Source organism: Streptomyces sp. 8N616 (assembly GCF_052246385.1).
Taxonomy (GTDB): Bacteria; Actinomycetota; Actinomycetes; order Streptomycetales; family Streptomycetaceae; genus Streptomyces.
Genome location: NZ_JBQQBY010000030.1, coordinates 21,209 through 41,360, shown reverse-complemented (window position 1 = coordinate 41,360; position 20,152 = coordinate 21,209). Strand labels below are relative to the sequence as shown.

Below are 20,152 nucleotides of genomic sequence, written 5' to 3'. Positions count from 1 at the left end.
CTCAGCGTATCGGCGGTCTGCCGCCCGCCGCACGGCAGTTGGGGCGGGCGACAGGTCCACTATCCGTCAACTACCCGCCGGATCCGGCCTCTTCACGGATCTTTGTGGCGAGCTGCGCCGGCATCGGCTCGTGCCGGACGTACGACCGGCTGAACCGGCCCGTGCCGTGCGACAGCGACCGCAGGTCCACCGCGTACCGGCCGATCTCGATCTCCGGGATCTCGGCCCGTACGAGCGTGCGGCCCGCGCCCACCTGCTCGGTGCCGACCACCCGGCCGCGCCGTCCTGACAGGTCGCTCATCACGGGACCCACGTACTCGTCCGAGACCAGCACCTGCACCTCGGCGTACGGCTCCAGCAGGTGGATACGGCTCTGGGCCGCGGCCTCGCGCAGCGCGAGCGCGCCCGCCGTCTGGAAGGCGGCGTCGGAGGAGTCCACCGAGTGCGCCTTGCCGTCGAGCAGGGTCACCCGCACGTCGACCAGCGGATATCCGGTGGCCACTCCCCGCGTCGCCTGTGCCCGTACGCCCTTCTCGACCGAGGGGATGAACTGCCGCGGCACGGCGCCGCCGACGACCTTGTCGACGAACTCGATGCCGGAACCCTCGGGCAGCGGCTCCACTTCGATCTCGCAAATGGCGTACTGCCCGTGCCCGCCGGACTGTTTGACGTGCCGGCCGCGCCCCGCGCTCTTCTCGGCGAACGTCTCGCGCAGCGACACCTTGTGCGGCACGGCATCGACCTGGACGCCGTACCGGCTGCGCAGCCGCTCGAGCGCCACGTCCATGTGCGCCTCGCCCAGGCACCACAGCACCACCTGATGGGTGTCGGGATTCTGCTCCAGACGCATCGTCGGATCCTCGGCGACGAGCCGGGAGAGCCCCACGGAGAGCTTGTCCTCGTCGGCCTTGCTGTGCGCCTCGATCGCGATCGGGAGCAGCGGGTCCGGCATCACCCACGGCTCCATGAGCAGCGGGTTGTCCTTGGCGGACAGGGTGTCGCCGGTCTCCGCGCGGTTCAGCTTGCCCACGCAGGCCAGGTCGCCCGCGATGGCCTCGGGCATGACCCGCTGCTGCTTGCCGAAGGGGGCCGAGAGCGCGCCGATCCGCTCATCCACGTCGTGGTCCTCGTGGCCGCGGTCCTCCAGGCCGTGCCCGGAGACGTGGACCGTCTCGTCGGGGCGCAGCGTGCCGGAGAACACCCGCACCAGGCTGATCCGGCCGACGTACGGGTCGGAGGAGGTCTTGACGACCTCGGCCGCGAGCGGCCCCTCGGGGTCGCAGGTCAGCGGAGGCCGCGGGCTGCCTTGCGGGGTGGTGACCGCCGGGGCCTCGCGCTCCAGCGGGGTCGGGAAGCCGCCGGTGATCAGCTCCAGCAGCTCCACGGTCCCGATGCCCTGCTTGCTGCCCTCGGGGGCGGGCGCTGCGGCCAGCACGGGGTGGAAGGAACCGCGGGCGACCGCTCGCTCCAGGTCCTCGATCAGTGTCTTGATATCGATGTCCTCGCCGCCGAGGTAGCGGTCCATGAGGGTCTCGTCCTCGCTCTCCGAGATGATCCCCTCGATGAGCCGGTTGCGAGCCTCCTCGATGAGCGGGAGGTGCTCGGGATCGGGCGCCTGCTCGGCCCGTTCGCCGGAGGAGTAGTCGAAGACGCGCTGGGAGAGCAGCCCGATCAGGCCGGCGACCGGGGCGTGCCCGTCCGCTGCCTCCTCGCCGTGCAGCGGCAGATACAGCGGCAGTACGGCGTCGGGGTCGTCGCCTCCGAAGACCCGCTGGCAGACGGCCGTCATCTCCTCGAAGTCGGCGCGCGCCGACTCCAGGTGCGACACGACGATCGCGCGCGGCATCCCGACGGCGGCGCACTCCTCCCACACCATGCGTGTCGAGCCGTCCACGCCGTCCGCCGCCGAAACGACGAAGAGGGCCGCGTCCGCTGCACGCAGACCGGCCCTCAGCTCCCCGACGAAGTCGGCGTATCCGGGAGTATCGAGCAGATTGACTTTGATCCCGCCCCATTCCACCGGAACGAGGGAGAGCTGTACTGAGCGTTGCTGCCGGTGTTCGATCTCGTCGTAGTCGGAGAGGGAGCTTCCGTCCTCGACCCGGCCCGCCCGGTTCACCGCGCCCGCCGCGAGAGCGAGGGCCTCGACCAGAGTGGTCTTTCCGGACCCGCTGTGGCCGACCAGCACCACGTTCCGCAGGGATGAGGGCCGGTCGGCCGTCGCTGCCCTGCCGGCGGCTCCGGGGTGTGCGTTCGTCCTGTCGCCCATGTGCCTCGCCTCCCGGTCTGCACCTGTTGCGGTTCTTCGAGCTTTCCACCCCTGTCATGCTGCGTCCATACGTCGTACCCCGGCCACGCGCCGGGTGCGCTCATCGAACACAAGCGCCCGCTGGCTACGATGGGGCGGCGCCGGTGGCCGCATGGGCCGCACGGCCCCCACCGACCCTCGGGAAGGCCATGCTGAACAAGTACGCGCGTGCGTTCTTCACGCGTGTTCTCACACCGTTCGCCGCGCTCCTGCTGCGCCTCGGGGTCAGCCCCGACGCGGTCACCATCGCCGGGACCGCCGGAGTCGTCGCGGGCGCGCTGGTCTTCTTCCCCCAGGGCGAGCTGTTCTGGGGCACTGTGGTAATCACCCTGTTCGTTTTCTCGGACCTGGTGGACGGGAACATGGCCCGGCAACTGGGCAGGTCGAGCCGGTGGGGCGCATTCCTGGACTCCACCCTCGACCGGGTCGCGGACGCCGCGATCTTCGGCGGGCTCGCGCTCTGGTACGCGGGCGGCGGCGACAGCCTCGTGCTGTGCGCGGTCACCATCTTCTGCCTGGCCAGCGGCCAGGTGGTCTCGTACACCAAGGCCCGCGGCGAGAGCATCGGACTGCCGGTGAATGTGAACGGTCTCGTCGAGCGGGCCGAGCGGCTGGTGATCTCGCTGGTCGCGGCGGGCTTCGCAGGGCTGCACGCGTTCGGTGTGCCCTACATCGAGGTCCTGCTGCCGGTCGCGCTGTGGGTGGTGGCGGTCGGCAGCCTGGTGACGCTCGGGCAGCGGATGGTCACGGTACGCCGGGAGGCCGCGGAGGCGGACGCGGGGGCTGCGCAGGGGAGCGAGGCGTCATGATGCCCGGGATCGCGCACCGGCTCACCGACGGGCTCTACGGCCTGGGCTGGAGCACGGTCAAGCACCTGCCCGAGGCCGCGGCCGTACGGCTCGGGCAGCAGATCGCCGACAGCGCCTGGAAGCGGCGCGGCAACAGCGTGCTGCGGCTCGAGTCCAACCTCGCGCGCGTGGTGCCGGACGCCACGCCGCAGCGGCTTGAGGAGCTGTCCCGCGCGGGCATGCGCTCGTACCTGCGCTACTGGATGGAGTCCTTCCGGCTCCCGGTCTGGAGCAACGAGGACATCGCGGCCGCCTTCTCGCCCAAGGACATCCACCTGCTGGAAGAGGGCCTCGCCGCGGGCCGGGGCGCGATCATCGCGCTGCCGCACCTGGCGAACTGGGATCTCGCCGGAGCCTGGGTCACTACCCGGCTCGGCGTGCCCTTCACCACGGTCGCAGAGCGGCTGAAGCCCGAGACCCTCTACGACCGGTTCGTCGCCTACCGCGAGGGCCTGGGCATGGAAGTCCTCCCGCACACCGGCGGCAGCGCCTTCGGCACCCTCGCCAGGCGGCTGCGCTCCGGAGGCCTGGTGTGCCTGGTCGCGGACCGCGACCTGTCCGCGTCCGGTATCGAGGTTTCGTTTTTCGGGGACGTCGCGCGGATGCCCGCGGGGCCTGCCATGCTCGCCCAGCAGACCGGCGCGCTGCTGCTGCCGGTGACACTCTGGTACGACGAACCGCCGGTCATGCAGGGGCGCGTGCACCCGGCGGTCGAGGTCCCACAGACCGGCACCCGCGCCGAGAGGACGGCCGCGATGACGCAGGCCCTCGCGGACGTCTTCGCCGCCGGAATCGCCGAGCACCCGCAGGACTGGCACATGCTGCAGCGGCTGTGGCTGAAGGACCTCGGGCCGCGGGAGCCGGGGAATGACCGCTCCGCCGACAGCTGAAGGAACGGAGAAGCCTTGAGGATCGGCATCGTCTGCCCGTACTCCTGGGATGTGCCGGGCGGCGTCCAGTTCCACATCCGGGACCTGGCCGAGCATCTGATCCGCCGTGGCCACGGGGTGTCCGTGCTGGCCCCGGCGGACGACGAGACCCCGCTGCCGCCGTACGTCGTCTCGGCGGGCCGCGCCGTGCCCGTGCCGTACAACGGCTCCGTCGCCCGCCTCAACTTCGGCTTCCTGTCCGCCGCGCGCGTGCGCCGCTGGCTGCACGACGGTGACTTCGACGTGCTGCACATCCACGAACCCGCCTCGCCCTCGCTCGGCCTGCTGTCCTGCTGGGCCGCGCAGGGTCCGATCGTCGCCACCTTCCACACCTCCAACCCGCGCTCCCGTGCGATGGTCGCCGCGTACGCGATCCTGCAGGCGGCGCTGGAGAAGATCAGCGCCCGCATCGCGGTGAGCGAGTACGCCCGGCGCACGCTCGTGGAACACCTCGGCGGCGACGCGGTGGTGATCCCCAACGGCGTGGACGTCGGCTTCTTCGCGGACGCCGAGCCCAAATCGGAGTGGCAGGGGGAGACGATCGGCTTCATCGGGCGCATCGACGAGCCGCGCAAGGGCCTGCCGGTGCTCATGAAGGCCTTGCCCCGGATCCTTGAGGAGCGGCCGGAGGCCAGGCTGCTGGTCGCGGGGCGCGGCGACGAGAAGGAAGCCGTGGCCGGGCTGCCGGCCGAGGTGTGCGAGCGCGTGGAGTTCCTCGGCATGGTCAGCGACGAGGACAAGGCGCGGCTGCTGCGCAGCGTGGACCTGTACGTGGCGCCGAACACCGGCGGCGAGTCCTTCGGGATCATCCTCGTCGAGGCGATGTCGGCGGGCGCTCCGGTTCTCGCCAGCGACCTGGACGCCTTCGCGCAGGTGCTGGACGGGGGAGCGGCGGGGGAGCTGTTCGCCTGCGAGGACGCCGACGGGCTCGCGACCGCCGCGGTACGGCTGCTGGGCGACCCGGTGCGCCGGGCGGAGCTGCGTGAACGGGGCAGGCGGCACGTACGGCGGTTCGACTGGTCGACGGTCGGCGCGGACATCCTGGCGGTCTACGAGACGGTGACCGACGGCGCGGCCTCGGTGGCGGCCGACGACCGCACGACGGGCCTACGAGCCCGCTTCGGCCTCGCCCGCGACTAAGGCCGTCAAAGGGACTTGTACACGTCGCGACGGTGGCCGACCTTGACAACAAGAACGATCAGTTGTCCGTCGTCGATGGAGTAGGCCACGCGATAGTCCTCCACGCGCAGCCGGTAGAGCCCGTCGTGTCCGGTCAGTTTCTTCACGTCCGCGTCACTGCGATATGGATCGTCGCCGAGGCGGGTGAGGGCGGTGAGGATTCGCATCGCATCGTGCCGCGGGATGGCTCGCAGCTGCCGCTGAGCGGTGGCAGTGAACCGGAACGCGTACTTCATGCGGCGTCGTGGTCCTCGCTGAACAGATCGGCGAGGACCTCCGCCATTGAGACGGTCGGTTCGCCGAGATGCTGGACTGCCTCGCGGGCGAGCAGTTCGTCGGCGGCCTCCTCGAGGGCACTGTACTCGTCCATCGGGACGATCGCGGCGACGGGAGTGCCGTTGCGGGTGATGACGGTGGCCTCGCCGGCCTCGGCCTTGTCCAGGATCTTGGCGAGCCTGGTCCGGGTCTCGCGGATGCTCAATGCGTCGGACATGCCTGAAGTGTACGCGGAGGCGTGTACACGCCGCCAGCGGTGAGCGTGCCCGGTTCCGGCTCCAGCAGTGCGCGCCCCACCCGCGCCCCGCTGCCCCGCCGGGCTGCGAAGACTCCGGGCGGTGTCCGCCGCAAGCGGCGGTAGCCTTGCCGCCCGTGACCTCGACATTGATCTGGATCGCGGTGGCGCTCGTCGCGATCGGCCTGTACCTGAGCTGGACCGCGGGGCGGCTCGACCGGCTGCACGCCCGTATCGACGCCGCCCGCGCCGCGCTCGACGCGCAACTGCTGCGCCGCGCCTCCGTGGCGCAGGAGGTGGCGACTTCCGGCGTCCTCGACCCGGCCGCGTCGATCGTGCTCTACCAGGCGGCACACGCCGCCCGCCAGGCCGAGGAGGAGCAGCGCGAGGTCGCCGAGAGCGAGCTCAGCCAGGCGCTGCGCGCCGTGTTCGCCGAGGCCCCGCAGGTCGAGGCCGTACGGGAGGCGCCCGGGGGCGAGGAGGCGGTCGGGGAGCTGTCGGCCGCGGTTCGCCGGGTCCCGATGGCGCGGCGTTTCCACAACGACGCGGTGCGCGCGGCCCGGGCGCTGCGACGGCACCGTAAGGTGCGCTGGTTCCGGCTCGCAGGCCACGCGCCGTTCCCGCTCGCCTTCGAGATGGACGACGAGCCCCCGGCCGCGCTGGCCGGACGAACCGGCCACTGAGGGCCCGGCTCCGGCAACCATGGAAACCCCGGCCGCCCCCGGCAACCCCGGGGAGCGGGCCACCGGGCCGCGATTGGCCCTTGTGGCGAAGCGGCCGCCGGCGCTTTTGTCTTATCCGTAGTAGTGCGGCGGCCCACCTGGACCGGATGGCCGGTCAGGGTCGGGTATCGAACGGGCCTACGATGGGCTCAATCGCACATTCGTCGTCGAGTGAGGTCAAACCGTGTCCAGCACGCCCCCCAGCACGTCTTCGATCGCTCCCAACGGGACCCCCGAGACCGGCACCGCGCGCGTGAAGCGCGGCATGGCCGAGCAGCTCAAGGGCGGCGTGATCATGGACGTCGTCACCCCGGAGCAGGCGAAGATCGCCGAGGACGCCGGTGCGGTGGCGGTCATGGCCCTGGAGCGGGTGCCCGCCGACATCCGCAAGGACGGCGGCGTGGCCCGGATGTCCGACCCGGACATGATCGAGGGCATCATCGACGCCGTCTCCATCCCGGTCATGGCCAAGTCCCGGATCGGCCACTTCGTCGAGGCCCAGGTCCTCCAGGCGCTCGGCGTGGACTACATCGACGAGTCCGAGGTCCTCACCCCGGCGGACGAGGTCAACCACAGCGACAAGTGGGCCTTCACCACTCCCTTCGTCTGCGGTGCCACCAACCTGGGCGAGGCCCTGCGCCGGATCGCCGAGGGCGCGGCCATGATCCGCTCCAAGGGCGAGGCCGGTACCGGCAACGTCGTCGAGGCCGTGCGCCACCTGCGCCAGATCAAGCAGGAGATCGGCCGCCTCACCACCCTCGACCACAACGAGCTGTACGCCGCGGCGAAGGAGCTGCGCGCCCCGTACGAGCTGGTCAAGGAGGTCGCGGAGCTCGGCAAGCTGCCGGTCGTGCTCTTCTCTGCCGGTGGCGTCGCCACCCCGGCCGACGCCGCGCTCATGCGCCAGCTCGGCGCCGAGGGCGTCTTCGTCGGCTCCGGCATCTTCAAGTCCGGCGACCCGGCCAAGCGCGCCGCCGCGATCGTGAAGGCGACGACCTTCTACGACGACCCCAAGATCATCGCGGACGCCTCCCGCGGCCTGGGCGAGGCCATGGTCGGCATCAACTGCGACACCCTCCCCGAGACGGAGCGCTACGCCAACCGCGGCTGGTAAGCGATCTTCACCTGGTGGGCGGCCCGCGGACCCCGCGCGCCGCCCACCGGCCGTAGAACCCACGACCCACGCCCCACGACCTGCGATCTGCAGAGAGGTTTCACCCCGTGTCCAACCCCGTCATCGGCGTCCTCGCCCTCCAGGGCGACGTCCGTGAGCACCTGGTCGCACTCGCCGAGGCCGACGCCCTGGCCCGCCCGGTCCGCCGCGCCGAGGAGCTCGCGGAGGTCGACGGCCTGGTGATCCCCGGCGGCGAGTCGACCACGATGTCCAAGCTGGCGGTCACCTTCGGCCTGCTGGAGCCGCTGCGCGAGCGCGTACGGGCCGGGATGCCCACGTACGGCACCTGCGCTGGGATGATCATGCTCGCGGACAAGATCCTGGACGGCCGGGACGACCAGGAGACCCTGGGCGGCATCGACATGATCGTGCGCCGCAACGCCTTCGGGCGCCAGAACGAGTCCTTCGAGGCCGCGGTGGACTTCGCCGGGATCGAGGGCGGCCCGGTCGAGGGCGTCTTCATCCGCGCTCCGTGGGTGGAGTCCGTCGGCGGGAACGCCGATGTGCTGGCCACGCACGAAGGCCACATCGTCGCCGTACGGCAGGGCAGCGTGCTCGCCACGTCCTTCCACCCGGAGCTGACCGGCGATCACCGGGTTCACCGGCTGTTCGTGGAAACGGTGCGCACAGCTGGGTAATCGGATCCCGGTAGGATCACTGGGGTTCGCTCAGGAATTGGTTACGTGAAGGAGACAGGCGGATGTCCGGCCACTCTAAATGGGCTACGACGAAGCACAAGAAGGCCGTGATCGACGCCAAGCGCGGCAAGCTCTTCGCGAAGCTGATCAAGAACATCGAGGTCGCTGCCCGCACGGGCGGCGCCGACCCGGACGGTAACCCGACCCTCTTCGACGCCATCCAGAAGGCGAAGAAGAGCTCGGTGCCGAACAAGAACATCGACAGCGCGGTCAAGCGCGGCGCAGGCCTCGAGGCCGGCGGCGCCGACTACGAGACGATCATGTACGAGGGTTACGGCCCGAACGGCGTCGCGGTGCTCGTCGAGTGTCTGACCGACAACCGCAACCGCGCCGCCTCCGACGTGCGCGTCGCGATGACTCGCAACGGCGGCTCGATGGCCGACCCGGGCTCGGTGTCGTACCTCTTCAACCGCAAGGGCGTCGTGATCGTCCCCAAGGGCGAGCTGACCGAGGACGACGTGCTGGCCGCGGTCCTGGACGCGGGCGCCGAGGAAGTCAACGACCTCGACGAGAACTTCGAGGTCATCAGCGAGGCCACCGATCTCGTGGCGGTGCGCACCGCGCTCCAGGAGGCGGGCATCGACTACGACTCGGCCGACGCCAACTTCGTGCCCACCATGCAGGTTGAGCTCGACGAGGAAGGCGCGCGCAAGATCTTCAAGCTGATCGACGCGCTCGAGGACAGCGACGACGTGCAGAACGTCTTCGCCAACTTCGATGTCGCCGACGACATCATGGAGAAGGTCGAAGCCTGAACTCGCTCCGATGGCGGGCCGGTGGGACACGTCCCCCGGCCCGCCGTCGTTGTCGGTGCCACCGGATAGCCTGACGATGACAGTCGAAGATCGTCGCCTGGGACCCCAACCATCAATTGAGGAACCCCAACGGCGATCAACCACATCCGCGAGAGCGGCGGCGGTTTAGCCGCAAGAAGGGGCCGTTGATGCGCGTGCTCGGGGTCGACCCGGGGCTGACCCGGTGCGGCATCGGCGTGGTCGAGGGCGTCGCGGGCCGGGCCCTGACGATGCTCGGCGTCGGCGTCGTACGGACCCCGGCCGACGCGGACATCGGCGAGCGGCTGGTCCTCATCGAGCGCGGCATGGAGCAGTGGCTGGACGAGCACCGGCCCGAATGCGTCGCCGTGGAGCGGGTGTTCAGCCAGCACAATGTCCGTACGGTCATGGGCACCGCGCAGGCGAGCGCCGTCGCGATGCTCTGCGCCTCGCGCCGCGGGCTGCCGGTCGCGCTGTACACCCCCAGCGAGGTCAAGGCCGCCGTCACCGGCAGCGGCCGCGCGGACAAGGCACAGGTCGGGACGATGGTCACCCGGCTGCTGAGGCTGAACGCGCCGCCCAAACCGGCGGACGCCGCCGATGCGTTGGCCCTCGCGATCTGCCACATCTGGCGCGCGCCCGCGCTGGGCCGCCTCCAGCAGGCGCACGCCGCCGCAGCCCGTCCCTCCCGCATCCCCCCAGCGCCCGTACGGAAGGTCACGCCATGATCGCCTTCGTCAGCGGCCCGGTCGCCGCCCTCGCCCCGGACAGCGCGGTCGTCGAGGTCGGCGGGGTCGGCATGGCGGTCCAGTGCACCCCGAACACCCTCTCCGGGCTGCGCGTCGGCCGGCAGGCCCGCCTCGCCACCTCCCTGGTCGTCCGCGAGGACTCGCTCACGCTGTACGGCTTCGCGGACGACGACGAGCGGCAGATCTTCGAGCTGCTGCAGACCGCGAGCGGGGTCGGCCCGCGGCTCGCCCAGGCGATGCTCGCCGTGCACTCCCCGGACGCGCTGCGGCGCGCCGTCGCCACGGGCGACGAGAAGGCGCTCACCGCGGTGCCCGGCATCGGCAAGAAGGGCGCGCAGCGGCTGCTGCTGGAGCTGAAGGACCGGCTCGGCGAGCCGACGGGACCGGTTCGGGCCTCCGGCGGCGCGGCCTCGGCGGCCGCGGGCTGGCGCGACCAACTGCACGCCGCCCTGGTCGGTTTGGGGTATGCCACGCGGGAGGCGGAGGACGCGGTGGTGGCAGTCACCCCGCAGGCCGAAGCCACGGACAGCCCGCCACAGGTGAGTCAGCTGCTCAGGGCGGCTCTTCAGACGCTGAACCGCGCGCGATGAACGCGTGGCTGTGGGAGATCGTCCCGTTGGGCGGGACGGGGCACGGCCTCGTGCCACCGGCGTGCAGCACAGTACGAAACGCCAGCCACATGGGAGCAACGCAGTGAACTGGGAAGACGGCGAAGACCGCCTCGTGGCGCCCGCCGCCGACGGCGAGGACCAGGCAGTCGAGTCCGCCCTGCGCCCCAAGGACCTGGACGAGTTCATCGGCCAGGAGCGCGTGCGCGAGCAACTCGACCTCGTGCTGCGCGCAGCGCGGGCGCGCGGCGCGACCGCTGACCACGTCCTGCTCTCCGGCGCCCCCGGCCTCGGCAAGACCACCCTCTCCATGATCATCGCGGCCGAGATGGGCGCCCCGATCCGTATCACCTCGGGCCCCGCCATCCAGCACGCGGGAGACCTCGCCGCGATCCTCTCCTCCCTCACCGAAGGTGAGGTCCTGTTCCTCGACGAGATCCACCGGATGTCCCGCCCCGCCGAGGAGATGCTCTACATGGCGATGGAGGACTTCCGGGTCGACGTGATCGTCGGCAAGGGCCCGGGGGCCACCGCCATCCCGCTCGAGCTGCCGCCCTTCACGCTCGTCGGCGCCACCACCCGGGCCGGGCTGCTGCCGCCCCCGCTCCGCGACCGGTTCGGCTTCACCGGCCACATGGACTTCTACGAGCCGGCCGAGCTCGAGCGGGTCATCCACCGCTCCGCCCGCCTCCTCGACGTCGACATCGAACCCGAGGGCGCTGCCGAGATCGCGGGCCGCTCCCGCGGCACCCCCCGTATCGCCAACCGCCTGCTGCGCCGCGTCCGCGACTACGCCCAGGTCAAGGCGGACGGCGTCGTCACCCGCGAGGTGGCGGCCGCGGCCCTGGGGGTGTACGAGGTCGACGCGCGCGGTCTCGACCGCCTCGACCGCGCCGTGCTCGGCGCGCTGCTCAAGCTCTTCGGCGGTGGCCCGGTCGGCCTGTCCACCCTCTCCGTGGCCGTGGGGGAGGAGCGGGAGACGGTGGAGGAGGTCGCCGAGCCCTTCCTCGTACGCGAAGGACTGCTGGCCCGGACGCCGCGAGGGAGGATCGCGACGCCCGCGGCCTGGGAGCACCTGGGTCTCGTACCGCCGCAGCAGGGCGGCGGGGCACCGGGGCAACCGGGCCTGTTCGGTATGTAACGGTACGGTTACGGCGCGGAGACTCGCCCGTTCCGGAACCCGGGTGACATGCTGGGCGTTGTTCCGTAGGTGCGGACTCGCTTAGACTCCGCCGATGCCGTCTTTGTGGGACGGCGTGCCCACCCCCGAATACCAGGCCGCCGCTCGAGCGGTCGTGTGAAGGATTTCCGGCCCGTGAATATCGTGACCCTCCTCCCGTTCATCGTGCTGATCGGGGCCATGTTCCTGATGACCCGGTCCGCGAAGAACAAGCAGCGCCAGGCCATGCAGATGCGCAACCAGATGCAGCCCGGCACCGGCATCCGCACGATCGGCGGCATGTATGCCACCGTCAAGGAGGTCGGCGACGACACGGTCCTCCTCGAGGTCGCCCCCGGCGTGCACGCGGTCTACGCGAAGAACTCCGTCGGCGCCGTCCTCGAGGACGCCGAGTACAACCGCATCGTCCACGGCATCGACCCCGACGGCGACCTCAAGGTCGACGGAGACCTCAAGGCCGACGGCCCGGTCGTCCCGGACGACGCCTCCTCGCTGATCTCCGAAGAGACCCCCGCCGCCCCGGTCGCCCCTGCCGACCCCGCGGACGGTGACAAGCCGCGCATCGACCTCGGCAAGTCCGACGCCTCCGACGCCCCCGACGCCGAGGCCGAGCCCGCCGATGCTGCCGACGTCGCCGAGGCAAAGGACGGCAAGAAGGACGGCGACGCCGACGCGAAGTAGCCCGGCCCTGGGACCGCGCCGCACCCGCCGGGGTGCGCGGCGCGGTCCCAGGACGGTCCAGGCATCGGCGGGGCGCCGTCCCCACACCACTTCGTGGCCGCCCGCGTACGACGACCGATGCGGAGCGGTTGGACAGGGAGAAACGAGAAGGTGGCAGCACCGAAGAAGGGCCGGAGGTCCTCGGGGGCCCAGGGCAGGCCGGGGCGCGCCCTGGCGCTGATCCTGATCGCCATCGTGGCGCTCACCGGGGGGATGTTCCTCTCCGGGCACACCACGCCGCGACTGGGCATCGACCTCGCCGGCGGCACGAGCATCACGCTCACGGCGAAGAACCAGCCGGGCGAGAAGAACGCGATCAACCCGACCAACATGAACACCGCGGTCGGGATCATCGAGCGCCGCGTCAACGGTCTTGGCGTCTCCGAGGCCGAGGTCCAGACTCAGGGCGACAAGAACATCATCGTCAACATCCCCCGGGGAACGAACGAGAAGCAGGCCAGGGAGCAGGTCGGCACGACCGCCCAGCTCTACTTCCGCCCGGTGCTGACGATCGCCCAGGGCACCAAGACCCCTGAGCCCTCCAAGAGCCCCTCGGGCACGGACAAGGCCAAGGGCGGCGGCGAGAAGGCGAGCAGCGGCGACGAGGCCACGTCCTCGGCCACGCCCTCCTCGAGCGCCACCACCCAGGGCCGCGCCGTCACCGGCGCGCTCAAGGCGGACGAATCGCCGAAGGCGGCCCCCTCGCCCTCCGGCCAGCCGTCCCAGCCCCCGGCCCCCGAGCCGCAGCCGGGCGCCGGCATCCCCGCCGACCTGCAGAAGAAGCTCGCCGCGCTGGACTGCTCGAAGCCCGAGACGCGGGCGCAGGCGGGTCAGGGCGACAAGCCGGCCGACGCCACCGTCGCGTGCAGCGAGGACGGGGCCGCGAAGTACGCGCTCGGCCCTGCCGACGTCGAGGGCGTCGACGTCGACGACGCGAAGGCCGCCTTCGACCAGCAGCGGGGCACCGGCTGGATCGTCACGCTCGACTTCAACGACAAGGGCGCCAAGAAGTTCGCGGACTCCACCGGCAAGCTGGCGTCCAAGCAGCAGCCGCAGAACCAGTTCGCCATCGTCCTGGACGGCGAGGTCGTCTCCGCGCCCAGCGTCTCCACTGCGATCACCGGCGGCAACGCCGAGATCTCCGGCAGCTTCACCCAGCAGAGCGCCGAGGACCTCGCCAACGTCCTGTCGTACGGCGCGCTGCCGCTGACCTTCGACGAGTCCAGCGTCACCACCGTGTCCGCCGCGCTCGGCGGCGAGCAGCTGCAGGCCGGCCTCATCGCCGGTGCCATCGGCCTCGCGTTGGTGATCATCTACCTCGTGGCGTACTACCGCGGCCTGGCGTTCGTCGCCATCCTCAGCCTGATGGTCTCCGCGGCCCTCACCTACACGATCATGACGCTCCTCGGCCCCGGTATCGGCTTCGCGCTGAACCTGCCGGCGGTCTGCGGTGCGATCGTGGCGATCGGTATCACCGCCGACTCGTTCATCGTGTACTTCGAGCGCATCCGGGACGAGATCCGCGAGGGCCGCACGCTCCGCCCGGCGGTCGAGCGCGGCTGGCCGCGGGCCCGGCGCACCATCCTGGTGTCCGACTTCGTGTCCTTCCTGGCCGCCGCCGTGCTGTTCGTCGTCACGGTCGGCAAGGTGCAGGGTTTCGCCTTCACCCTCGGCCTCACCACGCTGCTCGATGTCGTCGTGGTGTTCCTCTTCACCAAGCCGCTGATGACACTCCTGGCCCGGCGGAAGTTCTTCGCGAGCGGCCATCCATGGTCCGGCCTGGACCCGAAGCGGCTCGGCGTCAAACCCCCGCTGCGCCGAGGCCGCCGTACCCCCGCCGTCCCGACCGACCCGAAGGAGGCGTGAGATGTCGCGCCTTGGCAGCATCGGCGCCCGCCTCTACCGCGGCGAGGTCGGCTACGACTTCGTCGGCAAGCGGATGATCTGGTACGGCCTGTCCGTCCTCATCACCATCACGGCCATCGTCGGGCTCGGGGTCCGCGGGCTGAACATGGGCATCGAGTTCTCCGGCGGCGCGGTCTTCACCACCCCGAAGACCAGCGTCTCCGTCACCCACGCCCAGGAGGAGGCCGAGAAGGCCTCCGGGCACGCCGCCATCGTGCAGCAGCTCGGCGGCGACGCCCTGCGCATCCAGATCAGCGAGGTCGACACCGCGAAGGCCGACCAGATCCGTGAGGATCTGGCAGAGGACTTCGGCATCCCGGCGCAGGACATCAACGCCGAACTGGTCGGCCCGAGCTGGGGCGAGCAGATCGCCAACAAGGCCTGGCTGGGCCTGGGCATCTTCATGGCGCTCGTGGTGGTCTATCTGGCCATCGCCTTCGAGTGGCGGATGGCGCTGGCCGCCCTGGTCGCCCTGATCCACGACCTCACGATCACCGTCGGCATCTACGCCCTCGTCGGCTTCGAGGTCACCCCGGGCACCGTCATCGGTCTGCTGACGATTCTCGGCTACTCCCTCTACGACACCGTCGTCGTCTTCGACGGTCTGAAGGAAGCCAGCAAGGACATCACCAAGCAGACTCGCTACACGTACAGCGAGATCGCCAACCGCAGCCTCAACGCGACCCTGGTCCGCTCCATCAACACCACGGTCGTGGCGCTGCTGCCGGTCGCGGGCCTGCTGTTCATCGGCGGCGGTGTGCTCGGCGGCGGCATGCTCAACGACATCTCGCTGTCGCTGTTCGTCGGCCTGGCCGCCGGCGCGTACTCCTCGATCTTCATCGCAACGCCGCTGGTCGCCGACCTGAAGGAGCGCGAGCCGGCGATGAAGGCCCTGGCCAAGCGGGTGCACGCCAAGCGCGTCTCCGCCGCGGCCAAGGCCGAGAACGAGCCGGAAGGCGCGCCGCAGGACGCCGCCCCGGAGGACGCCGTCCCGGGCGGCGAGGAGGCCGCGGCCGTGGTCGGCCAGCGCGGCCGCCCGGCGCCCCGCAGCGGCGGCGGCCGCCGCGGCCGCCCGTCGGGGAAGCGCCGGTGACGGCAGTGGAGCGGGAGGCGCCCATGGAAGACCTGAAGGACCGGCTCCTCGCCCGCATCCGGGACGTGTCGGACTTTCCGGAGCCGGGCGTTCAGATGTTCAAGGACATCACCCCGCTGCTCGCCGATCCGGCGGCCTTCGGCGCCCTGACCGAGGCGCTCGCGGAGCTGTGCGTCCGGCACGGCGCCACGAAGGTCGTCGGCCTGGAGGCGCGCGGCTTCATCCTGGCCGCGCCCGCGGCGCTCCAGGCGGGTCTCGGCTTCGTGCCCGTCCGCAAGGCGGGCAAGCTGCCCGGCGCGACTCTCTCGCAGGCGTACGAGCTGGAGTACGGCATCGCCGAGATCGAGGTGCACGCCGAGGACCTCACGGCCGACGACCGGATCATGATCATCGACGATGTGCTCGCCACCGGCGGCACCGTCGAGGCCTCGATGCAGCTCATCCGCAGAGCGGGCGCGAAGGTCGCGGGCGTCGCGGTCCTCATGGAACTCGGCTTCCTCTCCGGCAGGGACCGCCTCGAGCCCGCACTCGAAGGCGCTCCGCTGGAGGCCCTGATCACGGTCTGATGATCACGGTCTGAGGTCACGGCTGAGATCACCGCCTGGGATCATGGCTGAGATCAGTCGTGGATCACGCTCCGGGACAGCGCAGGCACAGCCCGTACGGACGACTCGTACCGGCGCAAGGGGCGGACGCCCGCAGGACCGGGTGCCCGCCCCTTCGCCGTGCCCCCGCTGCCCGGCTCCCGGCTTGTTCCGCGCGCCGGGTCGATACCATGGGGATCTCCGGACCTGATCGGAGGGCCGGACGATCCCTCCTGGCACGCCGTCGGCGAGGAGGGGCACACCCGAGGAGTGCTCTTGCCCGACAAGGCCCAGCCGCTTGCCGCCGCGCAACCGGAGCAGCCCACCGCCGAGGCCGGCGACTCCGCCGCCGCCGCGGAGGGTACGCCCGCGCCTGCGACCCCTGCGACTCCCGCGGCCACGCCCGAGCCTCCGGCCGAGCGGCCGAACGGCGCCGTGACCGGCACCACCGGATCCTCCCCGGCAGGCCGTCCGGCGCAGGGCCCCGCCGCCAGGTCCGCCTCCTCCAACCGGGTCCGCGCCCGCCTCGCCCGCCTCGGCGTGCAGCGCTCCAGCCCGTACAACCCGGTCCTCGAACCGCTGCTGCGGATCGTCCGCAGCAACGACCCGAAGATCGAGGCGGCGACGCTCCGCCAGATCGAGAAGGCCTACCAGGTCGCCGAGCGCTGGCACCGCGGGCAGAAGCGCAAGAGCGGCGACCCGTACATCACGCACCCGCTTGCCGTGACGACGATCCTCGCCGAGCTCGGCATGGACCCGGCGACGCTGATGGCGGGCCTGCTGCACGACACCGTCGAGGACACCGAGTACGGCCTGGACACCCTGCGCCGCGACTTCGGTGACCAGGTCGCCCTGCTGGTCGACGGCGTCACCAAGCTGGACAAGGTCAAGTTCGGCGAGGCCGCGCAGGCCGAGACCGTACGCAAGATGGTCGTCGCCATGGCCAAGGACCCGCGCGTCCTGGTCATCAAGCTCGCCGACCGCCTGCACAACATGCGCACCATGCGCTACCTGAAGCGGGAGAAGCAGGAGAAGAAGGCCCGCGAGACCCTCGAGATCTACGCCCCGCTGGCGCACCGCCTGGGCATGAACACCATCAAGTGGGAGCTCGAGGACCTCGCCTTCGCGATCCTCTACCCCAAGATGTACGACGAGATCGTGCGGCTCGTCGCCGAGCGCGCGCCCAAGCGCGACGAGTACCTGGCGGTCGTCACCGACCAGGTGCAGGGCGACCTGCGCGCGGCCCGGATCAAGGCGACCGTCACGGGGCGGCCGAAGCACTACTACTCCGTCTACCAGAAGATGATCGTCCGCGGCCGCGACTTCGCGGAGATCTACGACCTGGTGGGCATCCGCGTCCTCGTCGACACCGTCCGCGACTGCTACGCGGCGCTCGGGACCATCCACGCGCGGTGGAACCCGGTGCCCGGGCGGTTCAAGGACTACATCGCGATGCCCAAGTTCAACATGTACCAGTCGCTGCACACGACGGTCATCGGGCCCAGCGGCAAACCGGTCGAGCTGCAGATCCGCACCTTCGACATGCACCGCCGCGCCGAGTACGGCATCGCCGCCCACTGGAAGTACAAGCAGGAGGCCGTCGCCGGTGCCTCCAAGGTGCGCAGCGACGCGCCGAGGAGCAAGGCAGGCAAGGAAGACGCCATCAACGACATGGCGTGGCTGCGGCAGTTGCTGGACTGGCAGAAGGAGACCGAGGACCCGGGCGAGTTCCTGGAGTCCCTGCGCTTCGACCTCTCCCGCAACGAGGTCTTCGTCTTCACCCCCAAGGGCGATGTCATAGCGCTGCCCGCGGGCGCCACGCCCGTCGACTTCGCGTACGCCGTGCACACCGAGGTCGGCCACCGCACCATAGGGGCCCGGGTCAACGGGCGGCTCGTACCGCTCGAATCGACCCTGGACAACGGCGACTTGGTGGAGGTTTTCACCTCCAAGGCGCCCGGCGCGGGCCCGTCCCGCGACTGGCTGGGCTTCGTCAAGTCCCCGCGCGCCCGCAACAAGATCCGCGCGTGGTTCTCCAAGGAGCGCCGTGACGAGGCGATCGAGCAGGGCAAGGACGCCATCGTGCGGGCGATGCGCAAGCAGAACCTGCCGATCCAGCGGATCCTCACCGGCGACTCGCTCGTCACGCTCGCGCACGAGATGCGCTACCCGGACATCTCGGCGCTCTACGCGGCCATCGGCGAGAGCCATGTCTCGGCGCAGAACGTCGTGCAGAAGCTCGTTCAGGCGCTGGGCGGCGAGGAGGCGGCCAACGAGGACATCGCCGAGACCGCACCGCCGATCCAGCGCCGCACCAAGCGCCGGTCCAGTGCGGACCCCGGTGTGGTCGTCAAGGGTGTCGACGACGTGTGGGTCAAGCTCGCCCGCTGTTGTACGCCCGTACCCGGCGACCCGATCATCGGCTTCGTCACGCGCGGCAGTGGCGTATCGGTTCACCGCGCCGACTGCGTGAACGTCGACTCGCTGTCGCAGCAGCCCGAGCGGATCCTCGAGGTCGAGTGGGCGCCCACGCAGTCCTCGGTCTTCCTGGTCGCCATCCAGGTCGAGGCGCTGGACCGCTCCCGGCTGCTCTCCGATGTCACACGCGTGCTGTCCGACCAGCACGTCAACATCCTCTCCGCGGCCGTCCAGACCTCCCGCGACCGGGTCGCCACGTCCCGCTTCACGTTCGAGATGGGCGACCCGAAGCATCTGGGCCATGTGCTGAAGGCCGTACGGGGCGTGGAAGGCGTCTACGACGTCTACCGCGTGACGTCCGCCCGCAGGCCATGACATCCACCTCGTGAAGCTGCCCCCGGCGCATGGCGCCGGGGGCAGCTTCACGAGGTGGGGAGGCGGCGGCGCTCAGCCGCCGAACTCCTCCAGGCCCTTCAGCGCCTGGTCCAGCAGCGCCTGACGGCCCTCGAGCTCCTGCGAGAGCTTGTCTGCCTTGGCGTTGTTGCCGGCCGCGCGCGCCTGGTCGACCTGCTGACGCAGCTTGTCAACGGCCGCCTGCAGCTGGCCGGTCAGCCCCTCGGCACGGGCCCGCGCCTCGGGGTTCGTACGCCGCCACTCGGTCTCCTCGGCGTCCAGGATGGCGCGCTCCACCGCGTGCATCCGGCTCTCGATCCTGGGGCGGGCGTCCCGCGGTACGTGCCCGATGGCCTCCCACCGCTCGTTGATCGCGCGGAAGGCAGCCCGCGCCGCCTTGAGATCGGTGACCGGGAGCAGCTTCTCGGCCTCGGTCGCGAGCTCTTCCTTGCGGGTCAGGTTCTCCCGCTGCTCGGCGTCGCGCTCGGCGAAGACCTCGCCGCGCGCCTGGAAGAACACGTCCTGGGCGCCGCGGAAACGGTTCCACAGGTCGTCCTCGGCCTCGCGCTGCGCGCGCCCTGCGGCCTTCCAGTCCTGCATCAGCTCGCGGTACCGCGCGGCGGTCGGGCCCCAGTCGGTGGATCCGGACAGCTCCTCCGCCTCGGCGACGAGCTTCTCCTTGATCCTGCGGGCCTCCTCGCGCTGCGCGTCGAGCGCCGCGAAGTGCGCCTTGCGCCGCTTGGAGAACGCCGAGCGGGCGTGCGAGAAGCGGTGCCACAGCTCGTCGTCGGTCTTGCGGTCCAGGCGCGGCAGGCTCTTCCAGGTGTCGACCAGGGCGCGCAGGCGCTCTCCCGCCGCCCGCCACTGCTCGCTCGCGGCCAGCTGCTCGGCTTCGGCGACCAGGTCCTCCTTGGCCTTCCGGGCCTCTTCCGCCTGCCGGGCCTTCGCCGCCTTGCGCTGCTCGCGGCGCGCCTCGACCTCGCCCGCCAGCTTGTCGAGCCGCTGGCGCAGCGCGTCCAGGTCGCCGACCGCGTGGTGCTCGTCAACCTGCTGGCGCAGGTGGTCGATGGCGGTGGTCGCGTCCTTCGCGGACAGGTCGGTGGTCCGCACCCGCCGCTCGAGGAGGCCGATCTCGACGACCAGCCCGTCGTACTTGCGCTCGAAGTAGGCGAGAGCTTCCTCGGGAGATCCCGCCTGCCACGATCCGACGACCTTCTCTCCCTCGGCCGTCCGCACGTACACGGTCCCCGCGTCGTCGACGCGGCCCCATGGGTCGCTGCTCACAGCGCCTCCTCCACATGATGCTCGCGCACGGGCATGCGGCCCGCCGGGCATCGTCCACAGTTTCGTCACCGCCAAC

Annotated in this window: 19 protein-coding genes; 15 read left to right on the top strand and 4 right to left on the bottom strand. The window is 71.0% G+C overall.

Going from position 1 to position 20,152, the window contains the following annotated elements:
- Positions 1 to 70 precede the first annotated feature (70 nt).
- Positions 71 to 2,269, bottom strand: a complete 2,199-nt coding sequence (locus ACTWQC_RS25285; protein WP_443318095.1) for an elongation factor G-like protein EF-G2 — start codon at positions 2,267 to 2,269, stop codon at positions 71 to 73.
- Positions 2,270 to 2,457: 188 nt separating this feature from the next.
- Here ACTWQC_RS25285 and pgsA point away from each other — a divergent pair, with 188 nt between their 5' ends.
- From pgsA to ACTWQC_RS25270, 3 genes are read left to right on the top strand one after another with little or no spacing between them, the layout of a single operon-like run.
- Positions 2,458 to 3,117: a phosphatidylinositol phosphate synthase gene (gene pgsA, locus ACTWQC_RS25280; RefSeq protein ID WP_443318094.1), complete on the top strand. Its 660-nt coding sequence runs from the start codon at positions 2,458 to 2,460 to the stop codon at positions 3,115 to 3,117.
- A complete protein-coding gene (locus ACTWQC_RS25275) occupies positions 3,114 to 4,046 on the top strand; it encodes a phosphatidylinositol mannoside acyltransferase (protein WP_443318093.1) in 933 nt (310 codons plus the stop codon). Before pgsA ends, ACTWQC_RS25275 begins: the two co-directional genes overlap by 4 nt.
- A 15-nt stretch (positions 4,047 to 4,061) precedes the next feature.
- Positions 4,062 to 5,225, top strand: a complete 1,164-nt coding sequence (locus ACTWQC_RS25270) for a glycosyltransferase family 4 protein (RefSeq protein WP_443318091.1) — start codon at positions 4,062 to 4,064, stop codon at positions 5,223 to 5,225.
- A 5-nt stretch (positions 5,226 to 5,230) separates the two neighbouring features.
- On the opposite strand, the gene ACTWQC_RS25265 is transcribed toward ACTWQC_RS25270, so the two are convergent.
- Positions 5,231 to 5,500: a type II toxin-antitoxin system RelE family toxin gene (locus ACTWQC_RS25265; RefSeq protein ID WP_443318090.1), complete on the bottom strand. Its 270-nt coding sequence runs from the start codon at positions 5,498 to 5,500 to the stop codon at positions 5,231 to 5,233.
- Positions 5,497 to 5,757 carry a type II toxin-antitoxin system Phd/YefM family antitoxin gene (locus tag ACTWQC_RS25260; RefSeq protein WP_443318089.1) on the bottom strand — a complete coding sequence of 87 codons (261 nt, stop codon included), beginning with the start codon at positions 5,755 to 5,757 and terminating at the stop codon, positions 5,497 to 5,499. The genes ACTWQC_RS25265 and ACTWQC_RS25260 overlap by 4 nt, the downstream gene beginning before the upstream one ends.
- Before the next feature lie 155 nt (positions 5,758 to 5,912).
- Between ACTWQC_RS25260 and ACTWQC_RS25255 the strand changes: the two genes are divergently transcribed.
- From ACTWQC_RS25255 to ACTWQC_RS25200, 12 genes are all read left to right on the top strand, one after another.
- A complete protein-coding gene (locus tag ACTWQC_RS25255) occupies positions 5,913 to 6,458 on the top strand; it encodes a hypothetical protein (protein ID WP_443318088.1) in 546 nt (181 codons plus the stop codon).
- A 223-nt stretch (positions 6,459 to 6,681) separates the two neighbouring features.
- On the top strand, positions 6,682 to 7,611 hold the full coding sequence (pdxS, locus tag ACTWQC_RS25250; protein ID WP_443318087.1) for a pyridoxal 5'-phosphate synthase lyase subunit PdxS: 930 nt from the start codon (positions 6,682 to 6,684) through the stop codon (positions 7,609 to 7,611).
- Between the two features lie 107 nt (positions 7,612 to 7,718).
- A complete protein-coding gene (pdxT, locus tag ACTWQC_RS25245) occupies positions 7,719 to 8,309 on the top strand; it encodes a pyridoxal 5'-phosphate synthase glutaminase subunit PdxT (protein WP_443318086.1) in 591 nt (196 codons plus the stop codon).
- 62 nt (positions 8,310 to 8,371) lie between these two features.
- Positions 8,372 to 9,124, top strand: coding sequence for a YebC/PmpR family DNA-binding transcriptional regulator (locus ACTWQC_RS25240; protein WP_443318085.1), 753 nt, complete (start codon positions 8,372 to 8,374; stop codon positions 9,122 to 9,124).
- 188 nt (positions 9,125 to 9,312) lie between these two features.
- Positions 9,313 to 9,870, top strand: a complete 558-nt coding sequence (gene ruvC / locus ACTWQC_RS25235) for a crossover junction endodeoxyribonuclease RuvC (RefSeq protein ID WP_443318084.1) — start codon at positions 9,313 to 9,315, stop codon at positions 9,868 to 9,870.
- Complete coding sequence (gene ruvA, locus ACTWQC_RS25230; RefSeq protein WP_443318083.1) at positions 9,867 to 10,481, top strand: Holliday junction branch migration protein RuvA; 615 nt, start codon at positions 9,867 to 9,869, stop codon at positions 10,479 to 10,481. The genes ruvC and ruvA overlap by 4 nt, the downstream gene beginning before the upstream one ends.
- A gap of 103 nt (positions 10,482 to 10,584) precedes the next feature.
- On the top strand, positions 10,585 to 11,640 hold the full coding sequence (gene ruvB, locus ACTWQC_RS25225) for a Holliday junction branch migration DNA helicase RuvB (protein WP_443318082.1): 1,056 nt from the start codon (positions 10,585 to 10,587) through the stop codon (positions 11,638 to 11,640).
- A 174-nt stretch (positions 11,641 to 11,814) separates the two neighbouring features.
- The gene (gene yajC / locus ACTWQC_RS25220) at positions 11,815 to 12,360 is read left to right on the top strand and encodes a preprotein translocase subunit YajC (protein ID WP_443318081.1); all 546 of its coding nucleotides are present in this window, start codon (positions 11,815 to 11,817) and stop codon (positions 12,358 to 12,360) included.
- A 150-nt stretch (positions 12,361 to 12,510) separates the two neighbouring features.
- Complete coding sequence (gene secD, locus ACTWQC_RS25215; protein ID WP_443318080.1) at positions 12,511 to 14,265, top strand: protein translocase subunit SecD; 1,755 nt, start codon at positions 12,511 to 12,513, stop codon at positions 14,263 to 14,265.
- 1 nt (position 14,266) lies between these two features.
- A complete protein-coding gene (gene secF, locus ACTWQC_RS25210; protein WP_443318079.1) occupies positions 14,267 to 15,397 on the top strand; it encodes a protein translocase subunit SecF in 1,131 nt (376 codons plus the stop codon).
- A 23-nt stretch (positions 15,398 to 15,420) separates the two neighbouring features.
- Entirely contained in the window at positions 15,421 to 15,963 is a 543-nt protein-coding gene (locus ACTWQC_RS25205; RefSeq protein ID WP_443318078.1) for an adenine phosphoribosyltransferase, read from the top strand.
- A 294-nt stretch (positions 15,964 to 16,257) separates the two neighbouring features.
- Positions 16,258 to 18,774 carry a RelA/SpoT family protein gene (locus ACTWQC_RS25200; protein ID WP_443318077.1) on the top strand — a complete coding sequence of 839 codons (2,517 nt, stop codon included), beginning with the start codon at positions 16,258 to 16,260 and terminating at the stop codon, positions 18,772 to 18,774.
- Between the two features lie 72 nt (positions 18,775 to 18,846).
- On the opposite strand, the gene ACTWQC_RS25195 is transcribed toward ACTWQC_RS25200, so the two are convergent.
- The gene (locus ACTWQC_RS25195) at positions 18,847 to 20,076 is read right to left on the bottom strand and encodes a DUF349 domain-containing protein (RefSeq protein WP_443318076.1); all 1,230 of its coding nucleotides are present in this window, start codon (positions 20,074 to 20,076) and stop codon (positions 18,847 to 18,849) included.
- Positions 20,077 to 20,152: the final 76 nt, after the last annotated feature.

What these genes read in the sequence shown, in the direction of transcription:
- ACTWQC_RS25285 (WP_443318095.1), bottom strand. Translation starts at nt 2,269, where the DNA reads ATGGGCGACAGGACGAACGCACACCCCGGAGCCGCCGGCAGGGCAGCG.
- pgsA (WP_443318094.1), top strand. Translation starts at nt 2,458, where the DNA reads ATGCTGAACAAGTACGCGCGTGCGTTCTTCACGCGTGTTCTCACACCG.
- ACTWQC_RS25275 (WP_443318093.1), top strand. Translation starts at nt 3,114, where the DNA reads ATGATGCCCGGGATCGCGCACCGGCTCACCGACGGGCTCTACGGCCTG.
- ACTWQC_RS25265 (WP_443318090.1), bottom strand. Translation starts at nt 5,500, where the DNA reads ATGAAGTACGCGTTCCGGTTCACTGCCACCGCTCAGCGGCAGCTGCGA.
- ACTWQC_RS25260 (WP_443318089.1), bottom strand. Translation starts at nt 5,757, where the DNA reads ATGTCCGACGCATTGAGCATCCGCGAGACCCGGACCAGGCTCGCCAAG.
- ACTWQC_RS25240 (WP_443318085.1), top strand. Translation starts at nt 8,372, where the DNA reads ATGTCCGGCCACTCTAAATGGGCTACGACGAAGCACAAGAAGGCCGTG.
- ruvC (WP_443318084.1), top strand. Translation starts at nt 9,313, where the DNA reads ATGCGCGTGCTCGGGGTCGACCCGGGGCTGACCCGGTGCGGCATCGGC.
- ruvA (WP_443318083.1), top strand. Translation starts at nt 9,867, where the DNA reads ATGATCGCCTTCGTCAGCGGCCCGGTCGCCGCCCTCGCCCCGGACAGC.
- secF (WP_443318079.1), top strand. Translation starts at nt 14,267, where the DNA reads ATGTCGCGCCTTGGCAGCATCGGCGCCCGCCTCTACCGCGGCGAGGTC.
- ACTWQC_RS25205 (WP_443318078.1), top strand. Translation starts at nt 15,421, where the DNA reads ATGGAAGACCTGAAGGACCGGCTCCTCGCCCGCATCCGGGACGTGTCG.